Source organism: Actinopolymorpha sp. B11F2, from assembly GCF_040195635.1.
Taxonomy (GTDB): domain Bacteria; phylum Actinomycetota; class Actinomycetes; order Propionibacteriales; family Actinopolymorphaceae; genus Thermasporomyces.
Window position 1 is genome coordinate 1 of sequence record NZ_JBEFTX010000029.1, and the last position, 23,925, is coordinate 23,925.

Annotated in this window: 16 protein-coding genes; 7 read left to right on the plus strand and 9 right to left on the minus strand. The window is 65.5% G+C overall.

What is annotated here, in order from left to right:
* Positions 1 to 932 precede the first annotated feature (932 nt).
* Positions 933 to 2,114, minus strand: a complete 1,182-nt coding sequence (locus ABN034_RS32775; RefSeq protein ID WP_349694836.1) for a HupE/UreJ family protein — start codon at positions 2,112 to 2,114, stop codon at positions 933 to 935.
* On the minus strand, positions 2,111 to 5,500 hold the full coding sequence (locus ABN034_RS32780) for a metallophosphoesterase (RefSeq protein WP_349694837.1): 3,390 nt from the start codon (positions 5,498 to 5,500) through the stop codon (positions 2,111 to 2,113). The genes ABN034_RS32775 and ABN034_RS32780 overlap by 4 nt, the downstream gene beginning before the upstream one ends.
* A 208-nt stretch (positions 5,501 to 5,708) precedes the next feature.
* Here ABN034_RS32780 and ABN034_RS32785 point away from each other — a divergent pair, with 208 nt between their 5' ends.
* Complete coding sequence (locus ABN034_RS32785; protein WP_349694838.1) at positions 5,709 to 6,143, plus strand: ABC transporter permease subunit; 435 nt, start codon at positions 5,709 to 5,711, stop codon at positions 6,141 to 6,143.
* Between the two features lie 243 nt (positions 6,144 to 6,386).
* Complete coding sequence (locus ABN034_RS32790) at positions 6,387 to 7,967, plus strand: alkaline phosphatase D family protein (RefSeq protein ID WP_349694839.1); 1,581 nt, start codon at positions 6,387 to 6,389, stop codon at positions 7,965 to 7,967.
* A gap of 396 nt (positions 7,968 to 8,363) precedes the next feature.
* Here the strand turns inward: ABN034_RS32790 and ABN034_RS32795 are convergent, their stop codons facing one another.
* The 3 genes from ABN034_RS32795 to ABN034_RS32805 form a co-directional block, all read right to left on the minus strand.
* Positions 8,364 to 9,038 (minus strand): DUF402 domain-containing protein, encoded by a 675-nt coding sequence (locus tag ABN034_RS32795; protein ID WP_349694840.1) that lies wholly within the window; start codon positions 9,036 to 9,038, stop codon positions 8,364 to 8,366.
* 165 nt (positions 9,039 to 9,203) lie between these two features.
* The gene (locus ABN034_RS32800; protein ID WP_349694841.1) at positions 9,204 to 10,535 is read right to left on the minus strand and encodes a hypothetical protein; all 1,332 of its coding nucleotides are present in this window, start codon (positions 10,533 to 10,535) and stop codon (positions 9,204 to 9,206) included.
* A 333-nt stretch (positions 10,536 to 10,868) separates the two neighbouring features.
* Complete coding sequence (locus ABN034_RS32805) at positions 10,869 to 11,876, minus strand: hypothetical protein (RefSeq protein WP_349694842.1); 1,008 nt, start codon at positions 11,874 to 11,876, stop codon at positions 10,869 to 10,871.
* 324 nt (positions 11,877 to 12,200) lie between these two features.
* Here ABN034_RS32805 and ABN034_RS32810 point away from each other — a divergent pair, with 324 nt between their 5' ends.
* The 5 genes from ABN034_RS32810 (at position 12,201) to ABN034_RS32830 (ending at position 16,775) form a co-directional block, all read left to right on the plus strand.
* Positions 12,201 to 13,220 carry a glycosyltransferase family 2 protein gene (locus tag ABN034_RS32810; protein ID WP_349694843.1) on the plus strand — a complete coding sequence of 340 codons (1,020 nt, stop codon included), beginning with the start codon at positions 12,201 to 12,203 and terminating at the stop codon, positions 13,218 to 13,220.
* The gene (locus ABN034_RS32815; protein ID WP_349694844.1) at positions 13,217 to 13,975 is read left to right on the plus strand and encodes a sulfotransferase family protein; all 759 of its coding nucleotides are present in this window, start codon (positions 13,217 to 13,219) and stop codon (positions 13,973 to 13,975) included. Before ABN034_RS32810 ends, ABN034_RS32815 begins: the two co-directional genes overlap by 4 nt.
* A gap of 201 nt (positions 13,976 to 14,176) precedes the next feature.
* Positions 14,177 to 15,352, plus strand: coding sequence for a dTDP-4-amino-4,6-dideoxygalactose transaminase (gene rffA / locus ABN034_RS32820; protein WP_349694845.1), 1,176 nt, complete (start codon positions 14,177 to 14,179; stop codon positions 15,350 to 15,352).
* Complete coding sequence (locus tag ABN034_RS32825; protein ID WP_349694846.1) at positions 15,349 to 16,140, plus strand: class I SAM-dependent methyltransferase; 792 nt, start codon at positions 15,349 to 15,351, stop codon at positions 16,138 to 16,140. The genes rffA and ABN034_RS32825 overlap by 4 nt, the downstream gene beginning before the upstream one ends.
* Entirely contained in the window at positions 16,137 to 16,775 is a 639-nt protein-coding gene (locus tag ABN034_RS32830; RefSeq protein ID WP_349694847.1) for a class I SAM-dependent methyltransferase, read from the plus strand. Before ABN034_RS32825 ends, ABN034_RS32830 begins: the two co-directional genes overlap by 4 nt.
* Positions 16,776 to 16,781: 6 nt before the next feature.
* Here ABN034_RS32830 and ABN034_RS32835 read toward each other — a convergent pair whose 3' ends face one another.
* The 4 genes from ABN034_RS32835 to ABN034_RS32850 form a co-directional block, all read right to left on the minus strand.
* A complete protein-coding gene (locus ABN034_RS32835) occupies positions 16,782 to 18,572 on the minus strand; it encodes a hypothetical protein (protein WP_349694848.1) in 1,791 nt (596 codons plus the stop codon).
* Between the two features lie 259 nt (positions 18,573 to 18,831).
* Entirely contained in the window at positions 18,832 to 20,019 is a 1,188-nt protein-coding gene (locus ABN034_RS32840; protein WP_349694849.1) for an alginate O-acetyltransferase AlgX-related protein, read from the minus strand.
* A gap of 39 nt (positions 20,020 to 20,058) precedes the next feature.
* Entirely contained in the window at positions 20,059 to 21,396 is a 1,338-nt protein-coding gene (locus ABN034_RS32845) for an MBOAT family O-acyltransferase (protein WP_349694850.1), read from the minus strand.
* Between the two features lie 667 nt (positions 21,397 to 22,063).
* Entirely contained in the window at positions 22,064 to 23,866 is a 1,803-nt protein-coding gene (locus tag ABN034_RS32850) for a calcineurin-like phosphoesterase C-terminal domain-containing protein (RefSeq protein ID WP_349694851.1), read from the minus strand.
* Positions 23,867 to 23,925: the final 59 nt, after the last annotated feature.

Below are 23,925 nucleotides of genomic sequence, written 5' to 3' on the forward strand. Positions count from 1 at the left end.
CCCGACCGGAGACCCAGTTGGAACACCCCGGACAGCGAGGTCCGGGGAATCACCACGCCCTCACACCCGCCAAGACACCCACCACTCCTCAAGCCCCGACTACCAAGCCGATCGGTGGATCCGGGCTAAGGCGCCCAGATGAGCGGTCCGGGCTGCGCCGATGGCCGCCCCGAGTTGATCTTCCATGATCCAGACGCCGCTCGCTATCACGAGCGGGGGATCGTTTCGCTACTTGCCTGAATGCTGATAGCTCCAGATGAGACGTTGCCAGAGAATGGTTGCTCGACCGAACTCGGTCGTTTCGGGGAAGCGGCCGAAGTCACGACGGGCGCTGGAGGTGGCCGGATCGAAGGCGGGGCCGTGATCACAGTACGCGGCCCCGTCAGTGCGGGTACTCGTCCCAGAGAGGCAGTGTGACACTCGGCGTCCCAGATCCTGCACTGGACCGAGCACGAACCCGCCTCATGCCCCGAGGCACTCCGAACTTCGCCGCGTATACGCCACGGTGATCCCAACAGCACCAGCGACGCACTACGCCGCACTTCTCTGACCAGGGCAAACACCGGACACCAGCCCGGAGGCGACGGTCCGCCTACCGTTGCCCACTCCGACGGGATGGTCCCCAACCAAACCGGGTTTGACCTGGGCTTTTGCATCGTGGCAGGTGTTGGATTCGAACCAACGTAGCTTGCAGCGGCGGTTTTACAGGCAGTGGGCATCCGTCATGTGACCAGCAGCTTTGCCAGCCGGCGTCGGGGCTCGCCGCGGATACGCCGCGCGGCGAACGGCAACTCTGGGGATTAGGTGACGAGCAGTGGGCAACGCCGTCGCTGTGCATCGGGCTTTGACGGTGCGCGAGCTGCTCGCGCATCTCACCGCGGCAGCCACACTGATTCCGAAGCCTGCCTCAGCCGGTGTCCGCCGGTACCCAGTCAGCCCTCAACTGTCCGCTCGAGAAACCAGATCATGCCGATGGCTGCGGTCGCGACAGCTACCGTGGCGATGGCCCGGTCGCCCACCGAGGTACGACGCAGCAGCATGAGCAGCGGGAAGAGGACGGCGATCAGGACAAGTTGCACCACCTCGATCCCCATGTTGAACGCCAGCAATGACCGGAGCAGCTCCCACGACCAGCGCGCGTCGATGCCCAGCGCCCCAGCGAAGCCCAGCCCATGCAACAGTCCGAACACGACCACGACCGGCAACCGCAGCTGTGTCGTCCGCTGGCCCACGGCCCCCCGCCTGACTAGGTGGAGCAGGGCTACCGCGGCGATGGACAACGCGATGAGAGGCTCGACGACATTCGCCGGCACGTCTACCACGCCGACCGCGGCGAGCAGGAAGGTGACGCTGTGCGCCGCTGTAAAGGCTGACGCGGCCGTCACGATGTCCCGCAGCCCGCGCGAACCGATGAGCAGGACGAGAACGAACAGGAGGTGGTCCGCTCCGAGCAGCAGGTGCCCGCAGCCGAGGACGAAGAACGCCCCCACCTGGTGCACCAGCCGCTGTTCGCGAGTGGTGACGGTCGCGCCGTCATTGGTCGGCGAGTCCTTGACGGTAGAGCTGATCTCCTGCTGGGATTGCGCTGCATCGAGGGCGGCCGAACCCTGCACGCCGCCGACGTCGTAGTGGATGATTGTCTTCGTACTGTGGACGAAACTCTCGCCATCGGGGAAGAGCGCGCTGAAGATGGCGTGGACGCCGCCGGCGGCCCCGTCGCAGTCGTAGGCGAAGGTGAGCACTGCGAAGGCCCTGCCGCTGCGGACGCTCACGTCCGCCGGGCCGGACGGTCGGGCCTTGCACCGTCGGTCGTCGTATGAGACCTGGAACCGGTCGACGATGTAGTCGGCCACCGCGTCGGCGTTCAGGTCGAGCTGGCGCAGCTGCTCGGCACGCCCGGTGGCCTGGTATGCCTCGTCGTAGAGCCACGCCGACTTCATGAGCAGGTCGTACTCCAGCTCGAGGACGGCTTCGACGTCGATGCCGGTACCCGTCACCTCGGCGTAGGCGGTCGTCGTCGAGTCATGGGCATCCGCTGGGACGGCGGGCGCGAACAGCACGACGATCGAGCCTAGGAGGACAGCGGCCTGGCCGAGGAGTCGCTGGACGGTCACCGCTCGCGGGTTGCGAAGGCGCTCGGCTGCGACGACGTGGTGCCACCACCCGTCGACTGCGCCGTGACGATCCAGGCGTACGCCGTCCCCGGCTTGAGGCCCTGCCACGTCACCGACGCCACCTCGCCCGACGGGACCTGGGTCTCGCCGATCACGCGGACCGGTGCGTAGAGCGCCACCGAATCGGTGCTGAAGCTTGTGGTGCGGCTGGTGAGATCGACCGGGAGCACCATGTTGTCCTCGAGCCCGTTGTAGCGGTGGTTGCCGTCGTACTCGGTGGCACCGAAATCGTCGAGCAGCGGGGAGTAGGTATCCACGGACATCTCGCCACGGTCCACGTCGAACTGGAGCATCCGGAGGAAGCTTGCGCCGAACTGGAGCTGGGCGTTCGGCTCGTAGCCGCCGACCTCCGTCAGCCCCAGCCGGTCCGCCGACACGGTGTAGAACTGGTAGTCCGCCAGCAGCTCGACCACCCCGTTGCCGACCTCGCCGACCTCGGGCTTCACGTTCGTTCCCACACCGTGCTCATGGCCGGCCAGGATGAGGAACACGTTCGGGTTGTCCTGGACCACCGTGTTGTAGAGCATCGAGCCGTCCGGCGCGGAGAACGTCGCGCCGCGACCGTCCGGTTTGCTCGACGGCGCCAGGTAGTCGTGCGACAGCAGGATGCCGTTGCGGTCCGGGAACCTCTTGAAGATCGAGTCGGCCCACTCTCCCTCGTCCCGGGTCACGCCGTAGGACAGGCCCACGACAACGAAGTCCAGACCGCCGGCCGAGAACAGGTCGTAGTGGTTCTGGTTGTCTCCCTCACGCCACGGGCCGCCGTACTCCGCGTCACTCCAGCGACCGGACGCAGCCGCGTAGCGGTCGGGGCCGTAGTACTGGTTGTAGATCGCGCCTGGGCCATTCTCCGTGCCGGACTGGTTGTCGTGGTTGCCCGCGATCACGCCGTTGGCGACGCCCGCGTCGTCGAGCACCCGCTGCTGCGTCGAGGAGACCTCGAACTCGCCGACCACCTGTTCCTCAAGCTCGGGCGTCGCAGGTTTGCGGATGTTGTTCTCGACGATGTCGCCGGTGTGGGCGACGTACGCAATCTTGCGCTGTTCGTCGTTCTCGATGATCCAGTCGACGATGCCGGCGTACGCCGACTCCCAGACGGCTCGCTCCTCGGCGGTCTCCTGCTCCACGGCACCCTCCGAGAGGTACTGGGTGTCGGTGAAGTGGACGATCGAGAAGTCGTAGGCGGCTGGGTCGTCGAAGTGGTCCTTCGAGCCGGGGTCGATGTCGTCGGCGAACGGGTCCTCGCCCGTGACCAGGACGTGCACTTGCTGCTCGTCGATGTAGTGCGGGCCCACCTTCGCCGTCAGCACAGTGGAGTCCTCGACCGCACCCCGGCGGCTAGCCAGCGCGTCCCAGCGCTGTGTCTGCAGATTCCACGCGCGTAGCGAGACGACCCGGGCGGGGTCGATGACGCCCTCCCAGCGCAGCACCGGGGACTCAATTGAGCCCTCCACCTGGACGTCGAACCGCTGGTAGGTCACGTCCCGGCCAGCCAGCGACTCCAGCACGCCGGAGTCACCGGGCGCGAGGACCTTGGTGTCTCCGATGTTCTGCTCACCAGGGACTCGCTGCGTAGTCGGGATCGACGAGGTGGTGCCCTGCCACCCCTGAGCGGGGGTGAGGATCTCGGTCTGCGAGAACGTCGCGGTTACCGGACCACCATCGGGCTCACCGACCCTGGCCTCCAGAGTCGTCGTCGTCTGCACGTCGGTGGCACCCGATGCAGGCGACAGGCCGGTCGGATCGTCCGGGATGCCCGCTGACTGGAACACGATCTCGCGGGTGGCGGTGTTGCCAAGCGAATCCGTGCCCGTGACGGCGAGGGTGTGCTCACCGGCGGAGAGCCCGGGTCCGACGAGGGCACCCAGCTCGATACGCGTGCCGTCGAGCTTGACGTCCGGTCCGGACATGACGCCCGAGGCATCGTCGAGCTGAACATCCAGCGGCACCGATGACCTGATCGTCGCGCTGGCGGCCGGCGTGCTGGCCGAGATCGTCGGGGCGGTGTTGTCGGTGAACATGGTGCGCGTGGCGGTCTGACCCGTGCCCGAGGTTGCGGAGAGCGTGTGGGGGCCGTCGGCGAGGCGGCTGGTGTCCAGATCGGCGCGCAGGCCGCGCGCGGGCGCGTCGACGGAGAACCCGAGGTCGACCTCGCGCAGCGCGGTCGTCGACGAGCCACAGTTGCCGTCACCGATGCTGTACGACGTCTGCAACCCCTGGCCGGCGGCCGTGCCGTGCGCCGCGGTGAGGACGACGTTGGAGATCGTGTAGTCGTCCCGATTGTTTCCGCAGGAGGTGGGGAACGTACCTGTGACGAACCTGATGGTGTTGTCTCCCGGAACCAGCCATTCGTTGGGAACCGGGACGTCCACCCGCTCGCTGACGTAGTCGCCGCCGATGTCGAACTTCATGCCATTGACAAGTAGGAAGCTGTGGTACCGCTCCTCGATCGAGTTGGACCCGACCGTGAAGCTGAACGTCGCGTCGCCCGAGCCCAACGTGGGACGGCTCGGCACATCGGCACCGTCGACGGTCAGGGACTCCACCGTCCCGCCGCCGGCGGCCGGTAGCGACGCGAAGACCGGCTGCGTCCCCCGGGCGATCGTTCCGTCCGTCGGGGTCAGTCGTGGCGCGCCCGACGGAGCGTTGTTGACCGTCACGGTATGGCTCACCGACGCCCCCGAGGCGGCCCTGGCCACGATCTCGTGCTCGCCATTCGCGATGGCCGTGGTGTCCAGAACCGCAGACAGGCCAGTGGTCCGCTGCGGGTCACCGAGGACGAAGAAGGTCAGCTCTGCGTCCAGCCGCAGCGAGCTGTTGGAGCCACAATTGCCGTCACCGAAGGCGTAGGAGTACTCGTTCTCCTCACCGTCGGCCACCTCGCCCAGCAATTCCAGCCCAAAGTTCGACAGCACGAAGTCGTCGTGGTTGACCCCGCACGACGTGGTGATCGTCCCGGTGATGACCTCGATCGTGTTCTCGCCCTGGACCAGGTGCTCGTTCGGAATGTCGAGGCTGGCCCGCTCGTTGACCAGGTCGGGAATGTCGATCCGGTGCTCACCATTGACCAGGACGTAGTTGTGATAGCGGGCCTCGGTCGAGTTGCTGCCCACGTCGAAGCTCAGCCGAGACACACCCACGGTCTGGTCGGCATCGAGGGCGTTGCCATCGATCGTCAGGCCGGTCACGTCGTCGTCGGCAACTGTTGGGACTGCGGCGACGGTCTGGGTGCCTTCGAGATAGGCGCCGTCATCAGGGGTGAGCACAGGCGGGCTCGTCGGCGACGGATCCGGCTTCCCCGGTGGCGCTGCGTCTGCGGGCGTCACGAACCATCCCGTGGTGAAAAGCGCTGCGGCGGCCAGAACCGCCAAAACGGTCGTCGAAAACCTGGTTCCTGCATGCCTGCTCGGAGCAGGACGGGAAGGCCTGCGGCGCATCAGGGCGCCATCCTCTCAGGGGTCGGAGCGAGTAACGGCCTACTCGCCCCGTGTGTGCAAACCCCGAGACGGGCCGAGTGCATGATGGCGAGGTTCGGTGAACAGCGACGTGATCACCGGCAACGCCTCAGCAAACGAAGTGATGCCGTTCGGTGCCACCGACGCTCGATTCGTCGAACTGCGACGAGGCGCCAAACGCGAGCGTGGGCGTGCCGTGTGGCGCAAGGACACACCAAATACTTCGGATGCTTGGTCTCGGGCGCGAGTACGCCTTCAAGAGGAACCTAGGTCAATCGCCGGCCTGCCGCCCCCGCACCGCTCGGTCAGGCTGGCCATCACGGCGGCCAACGGCCTTGCCGCAGGAATAGCCGGGCTGCTGTTGTGCGCGCAGACCGGCATCGCTCTACCGGCCGCGGGGACCGGCTACGAACTGCAGGTCCTCACTGCTGTGCTCATCGGTGGCACGAGCCTGGTCGGTGGTGCGGCGCCCTGCTGCTCATCGCAATCGGGATCGATCAGCCCGGCGAGGTGATCGCTACCGCCGAGCCTGGGCACAAGCTGCCTACCCACGCGGGAGGCGGTGAGCGGCGGCGCCGGCCACATCGAGCACCCGGAGCCGAGAGCGGCGCCAGCTCCGTCGGACCAGTGGCCGGTACTGGCTGGTGCTTGTCGTCTTGCCGTCGATCTGGCGCCACCTGTTGCTCATGTGCGTCAGAAGGATCGTGTCTGACGCATTCTTCGAGGTTCAGCATCTGCTGAGATGGGGTGGGGATCGGTGCGAAGGTTTGCCAGGCGTGGGTTTCTCGGGCTGGCGGGGGCGGCAGGGCTCGGTACTGCATGGACCCTGAGCGGGTTCTCCGATGCGAAGGCGTGGGGTGCTCCGGCGTTCTCCGGTGACCCGTTCCAACTCGGTGTGGCCTCCGGCGATCCGGAGCCGGATGGTGTCGTGCTGTGGACACGGCTTGCTCCCGAGCCGCTCGCCGGGGACGGGCGTGGCGGCATGCCCAAGCTGACGGTTTACGTGGACTGGGAGGTCGCCGAGGACGAGCTTTTCCGCAGGGTCGTCGTACGCGGGAAGGAGAAGGCCACGCCCGAACTCGGGCACTCGGTGCACGCGGAGGTCACGAAGCTGCGACCTGGACGCGAGTACTTCTACCGGTTCCGGGCCGGCGACACGGTGAGCCCGGTGGGTCGGACCAGGACGCCTCCGGCAGGCGGCGCGATGCCGGACGAGCTGAGGTTCGCGTTCGCGTCCTGCCAGAACTATCCTGACGGCTTCTACACCGCGTACCAGCACATGGCGCAGGAGGACCTCGACGTGGTCGTCCACCTCGGCGACTACATCTACGAGGGTTCAGCGCAGGGCAGCATCGGCAGGGGACATCTGCCGGCCGCGGAGATCTTCTCGCTCGCCGACTACCGGATCCGCCACGCGCAGCACAAGACTGACCCGGACCTCCGGGCGGCGCACGCCGCGTTCCCGTGGATCGTCACCTGGGACGACCACGAGGTGGAGAACAACTACGCCGACGAGAACTCCTCCGACCCCGATCAGTCGCCGGAGGAGTTCCTCCAGCGACGGGCACTGGCCTACCAGGCCTACTACGAGCACCTTCCGCTGCGGCGAAGCTCGTTGCCGCATGGTCCTGACCTGCAGCTCTACCGCAGGGTGGGGTACGGGCAGCTGGCGGAATTCCATGTCCTGGACGGACGCCAGTACCGCAGCGACCAGGCATGCGGAGACGGACTCGTCGTGCCATGTGAGGAAGCCGCCGATCCCGCCCGGACCATGCTCGGTACGGAGCAGGAGCGCTGGCTTGCGAACGGGCTGGCCGCGTCTAAGGCCAGGTGGCAGATACTCGCCAACCAGTCGGTGATGGCCGAGGCCGACCGCGACCCCGGACCCGGGAAGCTGCTGCCGATGGACAACTGGAACGGGTACGAGCCGGCACGCCAACGACTCTTCGACACGGTCGCCGAACGCGGTGTCGAGAACCTCGTGGTGATCACCGGCGACGCCCACGCCAGCATGGTCACCGACCTCAAGCTCAACTTCGATGACCCGGCCTCGACCACGGTCGGCGCGGAGTTCCTCGGCACCTCGATCACCTCTGGTGGTAACGGGTCGGCGATGGACACGCGAGGCCAGGAGTGGCTGGCCGCCAACCCGAACATGAAGTACTACAGCGGTCTGCGTGGCTACGTCCGCTGCTCAGTGACCGACGACGAGTGGCGTGCGGACTACCGTCTCGTGCCCTTCGTACGAACGCCCGGCGCACCGGTCCACACCGACGCCAGCTTCGTCGTCGAGGCCGGACGACCCGGCGTCCAGCTCGACACGTCCTCGGTCGTGTGAGGGTCGCCGGTCCCGTCCGCGTCCATCTGCGCGTATCCATTCGTACGAACGACCCGCAGGCCGGCAGATCGCCGGCCAGGAGATGAGTGACGATGTCGTCAGACCTGTAACCGACGTAGCCTGCTCCGGGCCGGTGGCCTGGGCCGCCTGGGCGAGTGTGAACATGGCCCCGCCCTCCGACCCCATCTATGCGATATCCGCCGGCCGCGACAGCTCCCTCCTCGACGAGGACAGGGCGCTGCGGCAAGCGATGGCTCACGTGCGAACACGGATCGACGACCACGAGTCGGCGCGGCCGGATGCCGCGACCCGGATGATCGGACACGTGACGGCCCGAACGCAAACTCTGGAATCGTCACATCGAGTGGCGCGACGGCCGTGCAGTCTTCGATGGACTCAGCTCAGCTGGGTGGTGGCCAGGGTGAGCGTGTCCACCGGAAGGATGGGGAGGGCCCAGCTCGGGTCGCGTTGCCAGCCGAGCCAGCGGTCCTCGAACGGCCCTGCGCGTTCCTTCAGCAGAGCAATGACCTGTTCCCGTGCCTGCTCGACGCGACGATGATCGGTATCGGTGATCACACCGAGCCGTCGAGCTTGGTTGTACTCCTCTTCGTCCTTCCAGCGGAAGGACAGGTCCAAGTCGATGACCAGGTCCAGCAGGAGATCGAAGGTGTCGATACCGATCGGGGTGCGTCGGTACGGCCGGACGAAGTCGACGTACCAGCCGTTCGGCTGCTCGGCGCCTACGAAGAACAGCGAGACACTGAAGTACATGCCGGGCATCAGAAGGTCGAGCTTCGTGGTGTCCCGCCACGTCCAGGGAGCCAGCCTCCAGTCACCCGTGGCGAGGTTGTCGATCAGGCGGCTCCGGTAGGCGTTGTCTCCGGTACGGAGCCATTCGATCCAGGTCGCTTCCCATAGCCCTTCAACGCCGGGCCAGCGTGCCAGTGCAAGCAGGTGGCCGGTGTCGCAGATCGCCCGACACGGCACCGCTGACAGCACCTTTCCCCGCAGGGCGTCGCGACGCGTGACGGTGGTTCCCGTGCCGAAGGGCGGTCTCGTCGGTGTGGTCACGACGGACGAAGCTAGCGTCGCGACGTGTCGTCCACACCGCCGTCGCGCGTCTCCGCGGCGACGCCGGGCCGAACGGTCGGATCTGCCGCAGCAGACGGGCGACCAAGAGCCAAGGCCCCTCGATTGTCGCAGAGCGATCACCATTGCCAACTGACCCACTTTGGATCAGCGGGCCCAGAGCCGGGCGGTCGGCTGGTCGGCGGTGAGCGCGACGTCGCCGTTCCAGGAGAGGAACGACTCCTGCGGCAGATAGTCCTCCCCCAGCAGGAAGCCCCGGTCGATCGCTGTGACCCGGACCGGTGCGCCGGTGTCGGTGCCCACGACGATCCGATGTGCGGTGATCTCGGCAATGTCGTCGGCGGTCGTTCCTGCAGGCAGCTCCACTGTCGTTGCCGCGGGAACGTTCCGCTGAATCGACCACGTGGGATCGGTGTGGTGGGAGAGGTAGACGGTCTGTCCGCTGATCAGGCGCACGCCCAGCGACAGGCCCACCCACGAAGGTCCGCTGTTGGCGCCTTCCGTCACCTTCTGTACGACGACGTAAAGGTAGTTGCGCTGATCGCTCACTTCCGGAGTCGAAGGAGTGTCAGGAGAAGGCAGTTCGACTTTCCCTTCGCGGATCAGCTCTTTGGCCATCACGAGGTAGGTCCAGGGATTGACGTCCATGAGATGCTCGCGGGCCTTACCGGCGGGCAGGGTTTGCAGCGTCGAGGGGAAGAACCGCATCGAGTTGTCGACGACGTCACACATGTTGTTGTTCGACGTGCATGTCTGCAGCTGTGCGTGATCGCCTTCATAACTGCCCTGAAACTGCTTCGTCTCGTGGTTCGGCGCCTGATAGAAATCGGAACCTGGTACGCGTTCGCCGTTCGCGTCGACCTCGACCGCGTAGACCCACTCGATGTCGGTGGTACGCCCCCATCGGGCCATCAGCGCCGGGCTGTTCGTGCCGCCGTCCTCGTTGCTCCACACCACTGAGTAGGTGAGCCGGGTGTGGCCCGGTGCGGTGGCCGGTGCTGCCTCGTGCCAGGCGATCAATGGTGTGTCGGTCGTGGCATTCTGGTACGCATTCCCCCGCTCAGGCAGGTTCCGACCGTAGATGATTGGGGCGTAACGCAGCGCCAGGTACGCCGGGTCGTCCGCGGCGTAGGTCGTCGGCTCCAGCCGGGAGATCTCCACCATGGTCGCGCCGTCGGCGGAGCGCTCGTCGGCGAACTCCAACCGGATCCTGTGCCGACCGCGATCGAGGGTACCCAGTGCGACCTGTTGATCGAGGGGATCGTCGCCGGTGACCACAACGTCGGTTGCGTAGCGGTCATCAACGAAGACCGATACGACGGCGGACTCGCTGCCGTCCGCGGCCCAGTCTGTGCCCTTGGCTGCCGCGCGCAGGGTCAGCAGCGCCTCCCCCGCAGCCGACACATGATGGGACAGGCGCAGGGCCGGGCCGTTCCGCCGCAGGACGTACGGCCGCGCCCCCGCGACCGCCGTGCTCATCGACGTCGTGTCAATGACCGATGTTGTTGCACTTGGCGTCACCGCCTGCGCCGCACCCGCACCGGCAGTGACGGCTGCCAAACCAACGGAGAGACGCCGACGAGCGCAACAGCCATGGCGCACCTTCTCACGAGACAAGTCGCCTCGGTGCGGGGAAGCATAGGTCTCCTCCTCAAGGGCTAACTGCGGATGCCGAACTCGACAACATCGATGGCCACTGCCCCCGGGCCTGCTGATCACCCTGCGCGCAACCTCGCTCCAGGTCAAGAAGCGTACGGACCAACAAAAGGTGGCATCCCGATGTCGGACACCAGACGGCCGATGGACTGTGTGCTACCGCGGTTGACGGCTGGAGAGGAACAGCAGCGTAAATGCCGTCGCCTGTGCCAAGACGAACGCCACCACGACCCGCGGGGACGGCGCCATCGATGACAGAACCATCCAAAGCGTTGATACGGCTACCGCCGCTACCCAGCTCAGGGTCGCCGACCGCGCACGGCCGAGGGCTAGTAGCAAGAGCATCAGGACGACGTTGCCCAAGGCCGCGACAGTCCCTGAGCCCAGCGCCGCGAGGGCTGCGTCGCTCATCCTCACACCGTGGCCGAAGGCGGCGGCAAGGATGCTTCCCATCACGTTCGCTCCGACCAGCGCCGCCGCAGCCGCACCTACTGCGACACCCACCGCAAGCACAGCACGAATGCGGACGACCCGTGCCACCTGCCCGGCGGCGACGAGACCGGTGAAGTATGCCGTGATCTGGGGTGTCACGCCAAGAGCAACGATGTAGGGAGCGCGCCACACAGCGAGTGCGACAAACAGTGACGTGGCCACCGCCGGCTCACCGCCGGTCACCGCTAGGACGACTGGAGCGCCGGTCAGTACGACCTGTGCGAGAAGCGACCCGCCAGCGACACCTGACATCAGAGCGAGAGGGCTGCGAAGCGCAGATCCGGGCGCGGTGCGGGCGAACCGCAGACTGCCAACCCAGACGAGACAGACGAGCGGCCCAAAGACCAAGGCCAAGCCGAACAACTCCGCCCCGCCGCCAGCGGCTGCGATCCCGACCGCCGCCACTACACGGAACGCGTTCTCCCCCACCAGTGACACCGCCGCCGCCAAGTAGCGACCGCGTGCCGCAAGCGCTCCTCGAACGAGCCCCACGAAGAGCGATCCCGCCGTGACGCAAGCTGTCAGCACCGGGAATACCGGACCGCTCTGTCCGAACAGAGTCCCCCGGAAGGCATACGCCAGCGCACCCGCGAGCATTGCCAGCCCGAGCGCTGAAACAGATAGCAGTGGCAGGGACCGAACGATGGTGGCGCCATGACCTTCGTGTGTCACCGTACGGACAGTCCAGTGCTGCACTGTAAATGTCAGGACGGACGCCGCAACAGCCCAGTAAGACCACAGCACGGCCAGCGGTGCGGCATCCGCGGGGCCAATGGACCGGGTCGCGAGAGCGAAGAACAGGTAAACAAATATTCCGGCCGTGGCACTTCCCGCCGCAAGGGCCACTGAACCGCGCCGAGCTCGCCCTTCGACGTTGCCCGCGGCCCATTTCAATGCGCTACCCTCGCTTCCCGGCATCGGATGACAAACGTTCCAGCTCGATGTGGATACCAAAGTCCTGAGGTCAAACAGAGCCTGAATGTGGATGCAGGTCACATGGACGCCATGGAAGTTACCACCCCATCACCACCGCGAAGCCCGCGGAGGCCGCGCCCCAACCGTCCCGCTCCCGGGGCACTCCTCGACCATCACTCGTTCACCTACTCGATCGTCATCCCGGTCTTCAACAGCGTCGAGATCGTCGGCACGACCATCGATCGGGTGGTCGACGTACTCGACGGTGCGGGTCTGTCCTATGAACTGATTCTCGTCAACGATGGCAGCCGCGACGGAAGCTGGGAGGTGATTTCCACCAAGGCCCGGGACAACTCCTGCATCGTAGCGATCGACCTTCTCCGCAACTACGGCCAGCACAGCGCCAATCTCGCCGGCTTTCGCGAAGCGACCGGCGACTACGTGATCACGATGGATGACGATCTGCAGAATCCGCCCGACCAGATTCTGGTCCTCATCGACGCGGCGATGCGCGGGCACGACCTGGTCTTCGGTCGTTTCGAGCGTAAGCAGGCCGCTTCGTACAGGCGTCTTGGCAGCAAGGCGATCACCTTGATCAATCGGCGGGTCTTCGGCCAGCCTGCCGACCTCGCGGTCTCTAACTTCCGAATTCTTCGGCGCGACGTGGTCGATCGAATCAGCGCCTCACAGACCGCTTATCCTTACATCACCGGTCAGGCCTTGCTCTATTCGGGTAGTCGGTCACACGTTGCCGTTCGTCACGAGCCGCGCCCGGTCGGAAAGAGCCATTACAGTCTGGTGCGGATCATCCGGCTTGTGCTCGCAATCCTCTTCAGCTACTCGTCAGTTCCGCTGCGCCTCGCCGCATTGTGTGGTTTCGTCATCGCCGCGATGAGCTTCGGTATAGGCACGGTCTATCTGATCCGGGGACTCGTCGGGGAGACTCAGGTCGAGGGCTGGACGACGCTGGTCGTACTCCTTGCGGTGTTCAACGGCGTGACGATCGCGTTGTTGTCGATGCTCGGCGAGTACACCGTGCGCACCCTGAACGCTGTCAGTGCGCACAAGAACTATCACGTCGTCGACCGGGTGTCGGGGTGACCCGCCACCTACTCGTCGTCGGCGCCCAGCGCTGCGGCACAACGTACCTCACGGCCATGCTTGACGCTCATCCCGAGATCGCGATGGCCCGCCCCGCGCGTCCCGAGCCCAAGGCCTTCATGTCGGCAGACCTTGCTGCCCGTGGTTTGGAGTTCTACCACTCGCGATACTTCTCCCACGCCACTACCGAGTCCTTGCTCGGGGAGAAGAGCACAAGCTACCTAGAGCGGCCGGACGCTGCCGCCCGGGCCGCCGTCGTTCTCGGCAGCGCCGAGATCGTCGTCCTGGTACGTGATCCGGTGGCGCGCGCTGTGTCCAACTGGCGGTTCAGCGCAGGGAACAGTTATGACGACCGGCCGCTCGACCTCGCGCTGACCGAGAATCTTGTCGGCGCCCACCCCTGGGACAAGGCCCGCACGTCCGTCTCACCGTATGCCTATCTCGAGCGTGGGCGTTACGCCGACTACCTCGAGCCGTGGTACACGGCCTTTCCCGGCAGCGTGCATGTGCGGTTCTTCGAGGACCTGGTTGGCCCCGACTCAGGTCGGGTGCTAGCCGGACTCTACGACGCACTTGGGGTCGATCCCTCGGTCCAGCCTCCATGTGTCGACCAGCCGGTCAACGGCAACGCGGGACAGGCACCCGAGCTGGATCAGACACTTGTGGACCACCTACGCGCCTACTTCAAAGACAGTGACGCGCGGTTGGCCGAACTGCTCGGACGTCACCTTCCCTGGGAAACCGCAGGACAGTGATCACGCGGCGGGATCTGCATCACCGTCCAGCTCGTCCCTGCTACGGCCCAGGCAACCAATAGGTGAAGCTCGGCCGAACTCCTCTGTACTCCTAGCCACTTTTGATGAGATTGAGCGGCCCCAGGCCCATACTGGTTGGCCGTGCCAGCGAGCCCAGCTCGTCTGGGATGAGCACGCGGGCTCACATCTAGGAGGGGTGGAGTGACCAGTCACGCCGAGCCACGAGTGACCCTCCCCAACATTCGATTCAACAGGCCCGCCGTTGAAGGCCCAGAACTCGACTACATCGCGGAGTCGGTGCGAGGCGGGCACCTGTCGGCGTCCGGCCCGTTCACCGCGCGGGCGGCGGCACTGTTGCGCATGGAAAGCGGTGCGCAGGAAATCCTCCTCACCACATCGTGTACGGCCGCACTGGAGCTCTCTGCAATGCTGCTCGACCTCCGGCCCGGGGACACGGTTGTGGTGCCGTCGTTCACGTTTACTTCGAGCGGACTGGCGTTCGCCCGGGAAGGCGCGCGGATACTCTTCTGCGACATCGAACCCGTCACGCTCGGCCTCGACCCGGAGCATCTGGCCACCCTCATGGACGACACGGTCCGCGCCGTCGTGCCGGTGCACTATGCGGGAGTCGCCTGCGACATGGACGGTGTGTTGGCCGCGCTGGCAGACTGGCCCCAGGTGTCGCTGATCGAGGACAACGCGCACGGCCTCTACGGCCGCTGGCGCGATCGACCGCTGGGTAGCCTGGGCAGGTTTTCCACGCTGAGCTTCCATGAGACCAAGAACATCGTCTGCGGTGAGGGCGGCGCTCTCCTCGTCAACGACGAGCGCGACGTGGACCGAGCCCGCGTGCTCTACGACAAGGGCACCAACCGGCAGGCGTTCTTCCTCGGGCAGGTCGACAAGTACTCCTGGAAAGACAACGGTTCCTCCTTCGGAATGTCCGATATCCTCGCCGCATATCTGTTCGCGCAGCTCCAGCGGCACACCACGATCCAGTCCAAGCGACGCGCCGTGTGGGAGCACTACGAACGGCTCCTTTCCCCCCATGCCGCCGAGTTCGGCTTCCGCCTACCGATCGTCCCCGCCCATGTGGAGCAGGCCTACCACATGTTCTACGTCCTCCTCCCGGACAACGCGACGCGAGATGCGGTGCTCAAGGGCATGGGTGCCCAAGGTGTCAACCCCACCTTTCACTACGTGCCCCTGCACAACTCCGACGGCGGCCGCCGCTTCGCCGCTCGCCCCACGGAGTGTCCGGTCACGGAGGACATCAGCAGCAGGCTTCTTCGGCTGCCGTTCTACAACAGCCTCACGCCCACCGACTGCGACCGGGCCGTCGACGCCTTCCTGACCGCCTTGCGCACATTCACATGACCACGACCACACACCCGGGCTCGGCATCCCTACAGCAGCCGGACTACTGGTGGTACCGGGCGCGTACCCAGCTGTTGCGCACGGCGCTGGAGCCGTTCCTCGGCGAACCCTCCTGGGTGCTCGACGTCGGTAGTGCCGACGGGCCGAGCGTGAGCTGGATGCGTCGGCATGGGCGCAGGATCGCCCTCGATGTCGATCCGCGGGGCTTGGCCTCGGAGCGCGGGGTGTGCGGCAGTGCCTTGGCACTCCCGTTTGCCTCGGAGGTCTTCGACGTGGTGGCGGCGTTCGATGTGGTCGAGCACTGCGAGCCCGAGGACCAGGCGATGGCCGAACTGGCGCGGGTGCTCGCCCCCGGCGGACACCTCCTGCTGTCGGTGCCCGCCTATCAGTGGGCCTGGACAGATCACGACGTGCGCGCCGGACACTTCCGCCGTTATACCCAGCGCAGGCTGCTGACCGCTGTGGAACGCGCCGGCCTGGAGGTGCGACGGTCGACGTACGCATTCAGTGCGGTGTTTCCGTTCTTCGTGGCCGAACGTGTTCAGCGGCGGTTCAGCCGCTCGCCCGCATCGGGTGACGGCGGACTGACCCCGGTCCCGGCCTGGCTGGACTGGCTGCTCATGAGATTGTCCGGTCTCGATCGCCGTATGTTGAAGAGGTTCGACCTGCCGTTCGGCTCGTCGATCTTCCTGGCCGCTGTCAAAGGCAAGCCAGGCACTGGACAGATGAGTTCGACCGCGAAGCCCCGGATGGCCCGGCGGCCGCCCGTCCTTGAGGTTGGCAAATGACCGAGAAAACGTCGGGAATGCGTTCGGTGCTGTCGATTCCCGCTGTGTACGAAGTGTTCCAGCGAGCGGTCGGTTCGCCCAATGTGCGCAACGAACTAGTTCAGCGGCATCTCCGTCCCCAACCCGGTGACCGTGTGCTCGACGTCGGTTGCGGACCCGGCGGCATCCTGGCGTACCTTCCCGACGTGACCTACGTCGGCGTCGATCCCAGCGCTGACTACATCACGTCGGCACAGGGTCGCTTTGGTGACCGTGGCACTTTCTCGGTCGCAGGAGTCGACGACCTCGACGCCGACCGCCTCGGCGAGTTCGATCTGGTCATGGCGAAGAGCGTCCTGCACCATATCGACGACGTGCAGGCGAAGAAGCTTTTCGCCGTCGCCGCACAGGTGCTCACACCATCAGGGCGGCTGGTGACGCTCGACTGCGGTTTTGCCGAAGGGCAGTCCGCCATCAGCCGATTCGTGGTCGGACAGGACCGTGGAGCCAACGTACGCACCGTCGAGCAATACGTCGAGCTGGCGCGCGAGGCGTTTCGCGAGGTCACCTCGACGGTCCATCACCGGTTGCTGCGCCTGCCGTACACGCACGTCATCCTGGAGTGCACAGCTCCCCTTGCTACGCCCCGACCGTAACGGCGGTCAAGTAGAGCGGCGGTACTTTGGGTCGGAGCAGAACGGCTCGCCGCTACGCCGTTCGAAAGCATTGTTCGCGTGGAGGTACAGCCGGTACAGCGAACCGCTTCCCATCGTTCCCACGGCGCGTTCGAAGAGGTCGCACCGCCGAGCCTCACTGCCTGGTCCGGTCTCGCTTTGTACGACCTCCCAGTTGATTGCCTCACTCACCGTGTAGATGATCCGGTTGGCTCGTAGTGCCATCATGTTGGCTGGAAGCGTGCACGCGCCGACGATTCCGATGCCGACCGCGAGCGCCGCCCATACAGCGAGTGCGCGCCACCAAGATCGGGACAGCAGGACGCCGAGTGCCACCGCCGAAATCACCACCGTGAACGCCAGACCGGTGGACGTCACCATCGCATTCCGGTACAACGTGCCCGGCTCGCCGATGATGTCATGGGACAGCGGCGAAAGTCCCATGACGGCAGCCGTGCCGAGCGCGGCGAGGAGCGACAGTCCAGCGCCGATGCCAAGCGCAATCGCCTCCGCTCGACGAGCTGATGCACCTGCATCACGTCCACCCGACGTGGCTTGCTGGCCATCAGTAGGTGGCTCGCTGCCCGAGGTCGCCGCGACAGGAACAGCCGAGGCCAGCGCACCCTCTCGCCGGGAAGTTGCCCACCACACGACCAACAGGCCGGCGGTCGCCATCACCCCGGCGAGCACTGACCAGGTGTTCGGCAACACCGGAAAGCGGTTGGCCATACCAATCACCTCCATAGTGCGGAGGAGTTCGTTGCCGCCGAATCCGGGCACACCGGAGAGCACGTTGAACACTGTCGTACGCACAGCTGGTAGACCCAGATCCACCTGAATTCCGTTGTAACACTGCGTACGCGCGCAGACGTCTGCGAGGTAGAGCCGGATTCCGGCGAACACCGGCACGAACGAGCCGAAGTACGCCAGGCCGGTCACTAGCTTGGCCTTCCGACCCGCCGAGCGATGAGCGCCGTCGGTGACCGGCACGATCACCAGCGCCACGGCCACGATCGGGATCGCAGGGAAGACCAATTCGTACCGGAAGTTCGTCGCGGCACCCAGCAGCGCAAGGACCGGGACCGCCACCAGTGCCATCCGCCATGTTCTCTCGGCCACGAGCCGTGTGAGCCAAAGCACCAGCGCGACCGACCCGAGGATCGAGACCACCGCGCCGTACGTCGAGATGGGATAAGCGGTCCATCCGTTCCAGCCGCTCGCGTTCGGCGAGTGCGCCTGTGCGATGACCGCGACCGCGAGCGTCCCTGCCAGACCGATCAGCAGCAGGTTCCGCCGACCTACACGGACGAGTCGACCCTCCGCATCACGCCACCGAAGGCTTCGCACCATTGCCAGCACGGACAGGACTCCGCCCGCTAGCAGCATGGCCTTGAGCAAAGCGACGTAGACCACGATCGGCGTCGCGGTGGCCAGCGCCGTCTCGACGACCGCCTTGGCGGCGACACGTCGCTCGAACCCGGTCAGGACGTTCAGACGCCCGTAGTCCTGTCGGACCGTCAGGTCGTTCCAGGTCGTTTGAACCTCACGCAGCAGGGACCAGTCCGTCGACGAACCCATCCAGAGGTACCAGTAGCGGTCGTCACCGGTGATCGGACCGGCGATCACCGGGTAGAGGAAGATTACCGAACTGACGATCACCACCGCGATTCCGATGGGTCCCAGGGCCAATCGGAGGGCGTGCTTGCCCGGCGGGTTCGCGCTCGAGAGCCCTTCAGATGGGCGTGTCTCGGCTGTTGACAGCGGCGTGTCGGCGGCCATGAGCGACAAGACTAGAGGTACCTCATGTCAGGCCCGGGTCGGGCGGCAAGGGCGACACCAGGTAGGACGTTCATTGTGAGTAGGCCAGTTCTCCAGGTCGGCGAGCGTCGGTGTGTGAGCGTAGGTCGCGGACGTGGACGGGGAGGCTGCCACGAGGTGAACATGAAGTGGACGCAGGCCTTACGCCACGAAGGTGCGTGCGCCCAGCCCGCCTGATCAGCCGCCACGACGGTGCGCGGCGCCCAGCCTGTGTCATAGATCAGCTGTCGCAACAGACGCTGTCGCGGGTGAGAGCGGACATGATTGCCGCATGGACACGTGGAGTGGACAGAAAGTCCACGCTCTTCTGGGTGAAGCCGGCTTCGGTGGACTCGATGACCAGCCGGTCGAAGGTCGGCATCGGCTGCCCGGAACGCACGAGCGCGGCAAAGTCCGTCCAGTGCAGGAAGCTGATCTCACGGAAGTATGGTGCGACCACCGGTGCCAACGCGGTGGCGAAAGAGTCATGGATGACCAGCGTCCTTCCAGGATGGAGGCGCTGGGTCGTGCTTCTGCTCGTGAAGGTACGCAGACCGCGCCCTGAAGATGTGGGAGCGACGCTCAGCACGGTGTGCACTCCGTCACGTCCGGGAGAGACCACCGGGATCACGTCTGCACGGCTGAATCCCAGCTGGCGGTAGAGGCCACCTCGTCTCCGCGTGGTCCGGTCTGGGGCGAAGTCGTCTCCGACGTCTATGGCGGGGCCTGGCACCGCTTCGACGAGCCGACTCGCCAGGACACTTGCACCGACCGTCGTCCAATGGCTGTCTCCGACCTGGTAGGCCTGACCCGAGGTGGCCTGGTCGAGTTTCCTGAGCTCGTCCCAGATGAGTAGCATCGTCGAATCGCCGGACGGTCCCCACGTCGATCGGATCTGCGCTCGGACACGATCCGAACACTCGGTAAGGCTCGTCGGGTATCGCGAGAGCTTCTCGCGACGAACCGTCGCCTTGCTCGGAGCAATGGCATAGAGAAGCTGCCGATCGTGCGCAGCGGCAAGGCGGCTCCACGACGTGAGGGCGCGCGCGGTCGCCTCGATGTCGAAGCGCCTCTTGTACGTGCACGGGATAGTGAAGCCCTCGGACCCGAACAGGTCTCCGTCGTCCCCCACGACGACGCGATCGTTCATGCTTGCACCCAGGCGGTCGATGCCCTGCTTACCCACCTGACCCGTGATCGTCGTGCGCAGGCGGAGTCTGTCGCGAAGTGCAGCATCTGCCTGTCGGTAGGTCGCGGTATCGAGCAGTCCCCTCGCCGACAAATCTGGGAACTCCGCGCTTCTACGATTCTCGAGTCCGCCACCGGCCGGGTCACCGGCCAGCCAGGGCAGGAGCAGTCCTACTGCGAGGGCGACCACGATCAAAGTGCTGCCGCGTCGGTAGCCCGGCGGCGGTCGATCAACGGACATGCTGACCTCGATGAGTCTTGGCGAAGGCGGACATGAGCATCAGAACTGGAAGTACAAGAAGGGACTGAAGTCCAGCCAGATCACGGCCACCACGGCTGCCAGGAGAAGTGCAGGCGTTGCGGCGACGGCGAGCCGGCCGCGGACAATTCCGGTCGTGGAGGCCTCGATGCCGAAGAGAGTCTGGAACCACGTCCGCTGCCAGGGACCGATGAACGCCGCCAGCCCGACGGAAAGAGCGCACCACTGCCACGGACCCATGACGACCAGGACACCGGGTGGCAGGCCGCGAAGGTCACCGCTCAGCATCGCTCCCCATACGTCGGTGGCGGCATCGAGGCTCGGTGAACGGAAGACCACCCACGAGAAGATGACGAAGAGCGCCAGCGCTACGCGGCGAACTGTTCGCCACCGCTGGGCGTACCTCAGACCAGTCAGGCGCTCGACGACGAGGGCCAGGCTGTGGAGTGCTCCCCACAGCAGGAAGGTTCCGCTTGCTCCGTGCCAGAGAGCAGTGAGCAGGAACGTCAGAAGCAGCGCTGCGTACTCACGCCGCGGACCGTGCCGGCTGCCGCCCAGTGGAATGTAAACGTAGTCACGGAACCACCGTGAAAGCGTCATGTGCCAGCTTCGCCAAAACTCGGTGACGCTGTGGGAGCGGTACGGTGCGGCGAAGTTCTCGGGGAAGTGGAACCCGAACAACGCCGCCAGACCAATCGCCATGTCGGAGTACCCGCTGAAGTCGAAGTAGATCTGGATGGCGTAAGCAACAGCCCCCAACCAGGCTGCAGGTGTGGACAGATCGTCGGACTGCGCGAACACCGCGTCCGCGACGCGACCGCAGGGGTCGGCGATGCAAGCCTTCTTTGCCAGGCCCCACGCGAACCGCGTGCAACCGTATGCCGCCTGCCGCGTTGTGACGACCCGGTGATTTTCGATCTCGGTCCGAATCTCGTCGTAGCGCACGATCGGGCCGGCGATCTGATGCGGGAAGAGAAACAGGTAGAGGAGGTAGTCACGTAGAGACGTTCCGGGCGGGATGCTTCGCCGCAGGACGTCTACGACGAACGAGATCGCGTGGAAGGTGAAGAACGACACCCCGAGCGGCAGAGCGATGTGGACTGGAGCGACGCTTCCCAAGCCGAGATCTCGGGCAGTGTTCAGGAGCACAGGCAGGTACTTGACGATGAAGAGCGGAGTCAGGGTCGCGAGGATGACCAGAGTGGTGATGATCAGGATGTCCCTGTGAGCCTCCTCGTTGCGTTGCCGCCCCCGGATGATCGCCCGAGCGCCCGCGAAGCTCACCAGCGCCACGACAAGAATCACCGCGATCTGGCCGCCAGCGCCCCAGAGGTAGAAGAATCCACTGGCGAGCAGCAACCACATGTTCCTGTGCCGACGACCTACGAATAGGTAACCGAGAAGCGTGAGAGGAAGGAACAGGAAGAGAAATGTAGGTGACGAGAAGACCATCAGCGTGCGCGCCGACTACATCCAGCAGGCATCGAAAGCGGAAATCGTCGTGTCGAGCCTTCATGCGTTCGGACTCGCATACGGCGCACCTCCCATCACAGCACAGGCTCGAGGATCGCGGCGGTGAGCAAGAGTAGCTTGCCTTCCCTGTGCGCAGAAGCCGGTCGGCCCGTGTGCATGGAATGCGGCCATACCTGCCGCAGCCTGAGCTGCCATCTCGTTCGCCTTGCAGCTTTCCATTAGACATGTGGACTTCACCTGCCATTACCGAAGCCGGCCCAGAGCCGTCGTAAAGGCAAGTCGTCGGACCCGGCACGGACCCGGTCGCGAGTCCACAGACAGGAGACCCGCGAGAGTGCTCGTTGCGTTCCACGACAGCTCTGCGTGATGCAGCCACTTTCCCCTCGACGAAGCCAGTCGACCCCTCCACACCTATCGACGATCCCCCGGACTGTGACGCTCGAGATGGGCCTCCGCGCTAGCCACGCTCCTTCCAGCGCCAGACCGCTCACCCGCGAAGGGCGGTGGCGTCGAACTCGACGCCACCGCCCGCGCTTCGAGGAGCGCTGACGCTCTAGCTCCCCAGAACGTCGAATCGCTGGGACGTCTTTGTCGTTCGCCCGTACGGGTCAATGCTCCTGATGGTCACCGTGTGCTCGCCGGCTCCCAGCTCCTGCGGGACCGGGACTGTCCAGATGTGCGAGGACGGTTCCGGGTTGACCGGCCGTTCGGAGCCTTCCAGACTCTCCCGGAGGGCTCGGATGTAGGTGTCCAGGTTGCCGTTCGGGTCTCCGTCCGTCACACCGAATGACGGCGGGTTGTAGTCCATCGGGGAGAACTTGCCGTCGTCGAAGCGGACTTCGACCCGGTGCCGTTCGCCCCCGTCGAAAACGTTCGCCTCCACGAGGGGGACCTGTTCATCGTTCCAGTCGCCGGGTGCGAACCGCGGCGCTGGGCTGATACCGCCGGACCCGCTCGGCCCGGACGGAATCCAGACGGGTACGCCGTTGCTGAGCGTCCGGTTCCCCTCGCCACCGCGGAAGGTGATGCGCATCTGGAAGTCCTCTGGGAGGCTGGCGGGCTTGTAGCGCATCCGGTAGTCGTTGCCTTCCACGTCGAGGAAGTAGTAGCCGTTGGGGTTGCCATCCGCCATGTCGGCGGCGGGGACTCCGCGCGCGTCGGTCGGGCCGGTGCTCCAGCCTCCGCCGCGGACCTCGGCGAGAACCTGGTGGTGGAAGGTGCCCTTGCCCGGCCACACTGCCGGGTTGGCGCCGGGTGGTGTCGGGCCCATCTCTCCAGGCTCCATGTAGGTCTGCCAGCTGTTCGACGTGTCATGGCCGGAGGTGCTGAAGATATGCTTACGATCCTTGAGCACCTCGAAGATCTGGTCGAGGTTCACGGTGTTCTGGGCCTGGTCACCGATGGCCTCGGTCCTGAGCGGGATGTGTGTAGTGATGACGATCAGTTTGTCTTTCGAGACGTGGGCGAGATCGTTGGCAAGCCACTCCAGGCGACGCTCGTCGAGGTAGCCGCGGTATCCGCGTCCTTCTCCGAGGTAGTCGATGTTGTCCATGTTGACGAAGTGCGCCTGGCCGTAGTCGAAGGAGTAGTCGGTTGGGCCGTAGACGCTCTTGTACGTCTCGGTGGAGTACGTGTCGTCGGGTACGTCGTAGTTGATGTCGTGGTTGCCGGGCAGGTTCCACCACGGGACACCCATCGTCGCGATGATCTCATTGTGCGGCCCGAACAGATCCAGAGGGTCATTGACGACGTCGCCGGCCGTCACTCCGAAGGACGCGTCGGTGTCGGTGAGTTCGTTCGCCACATCGGTGCGAAGGTCATCCAGCTCAGCGAGGGTTGTCGTCTGCGGGTCGGCGAAGACGAGCGCCTGGAATGTGTCGGACTCCTTCTCCTTGTACAGGGGGAAGTTGACGGACTCGGGCAACGGACCGGTTGGTGAGATTCCGGGATAGTCGGTCTCGACCGGCGAGCCGTTGGGGTAATGGATGTAGTAGAACTCCGGCAGCTGCTTGTCGTCGACAGGGACCATGTAGCCCGACGGCTTGGTCACGAAGATGATCGTCTCGTCGGTCACATTGATGCGGTAACGCCCTTGGCTGTCAGTGCGCACGACCTCACGCCCGTTGGAGACAGACACGTGACGGACAGCCGGCTCCTGAGCGTCACGCCTTCCGTTCTTGTTGCGGTCCTCGAACACCACGCCAGTGGCGACCTGCGGCTCGGTCGCCGCGGCCTGCGCCCAGGAAACCGCCGGCTCGAACGCCGGCTTGCCCATCGCCACCATGGCCAGTGAGAGCGTCCCCGCGAAGAGTGTCCTGTGCATTACCTTCTTGTTGAGCCATCGGGTCTCGGCCATGTTCAGCACCTGTCATCGGTTCCTTTCTCGACTGCCATCTGACGTTGCGTTCGGGAGAA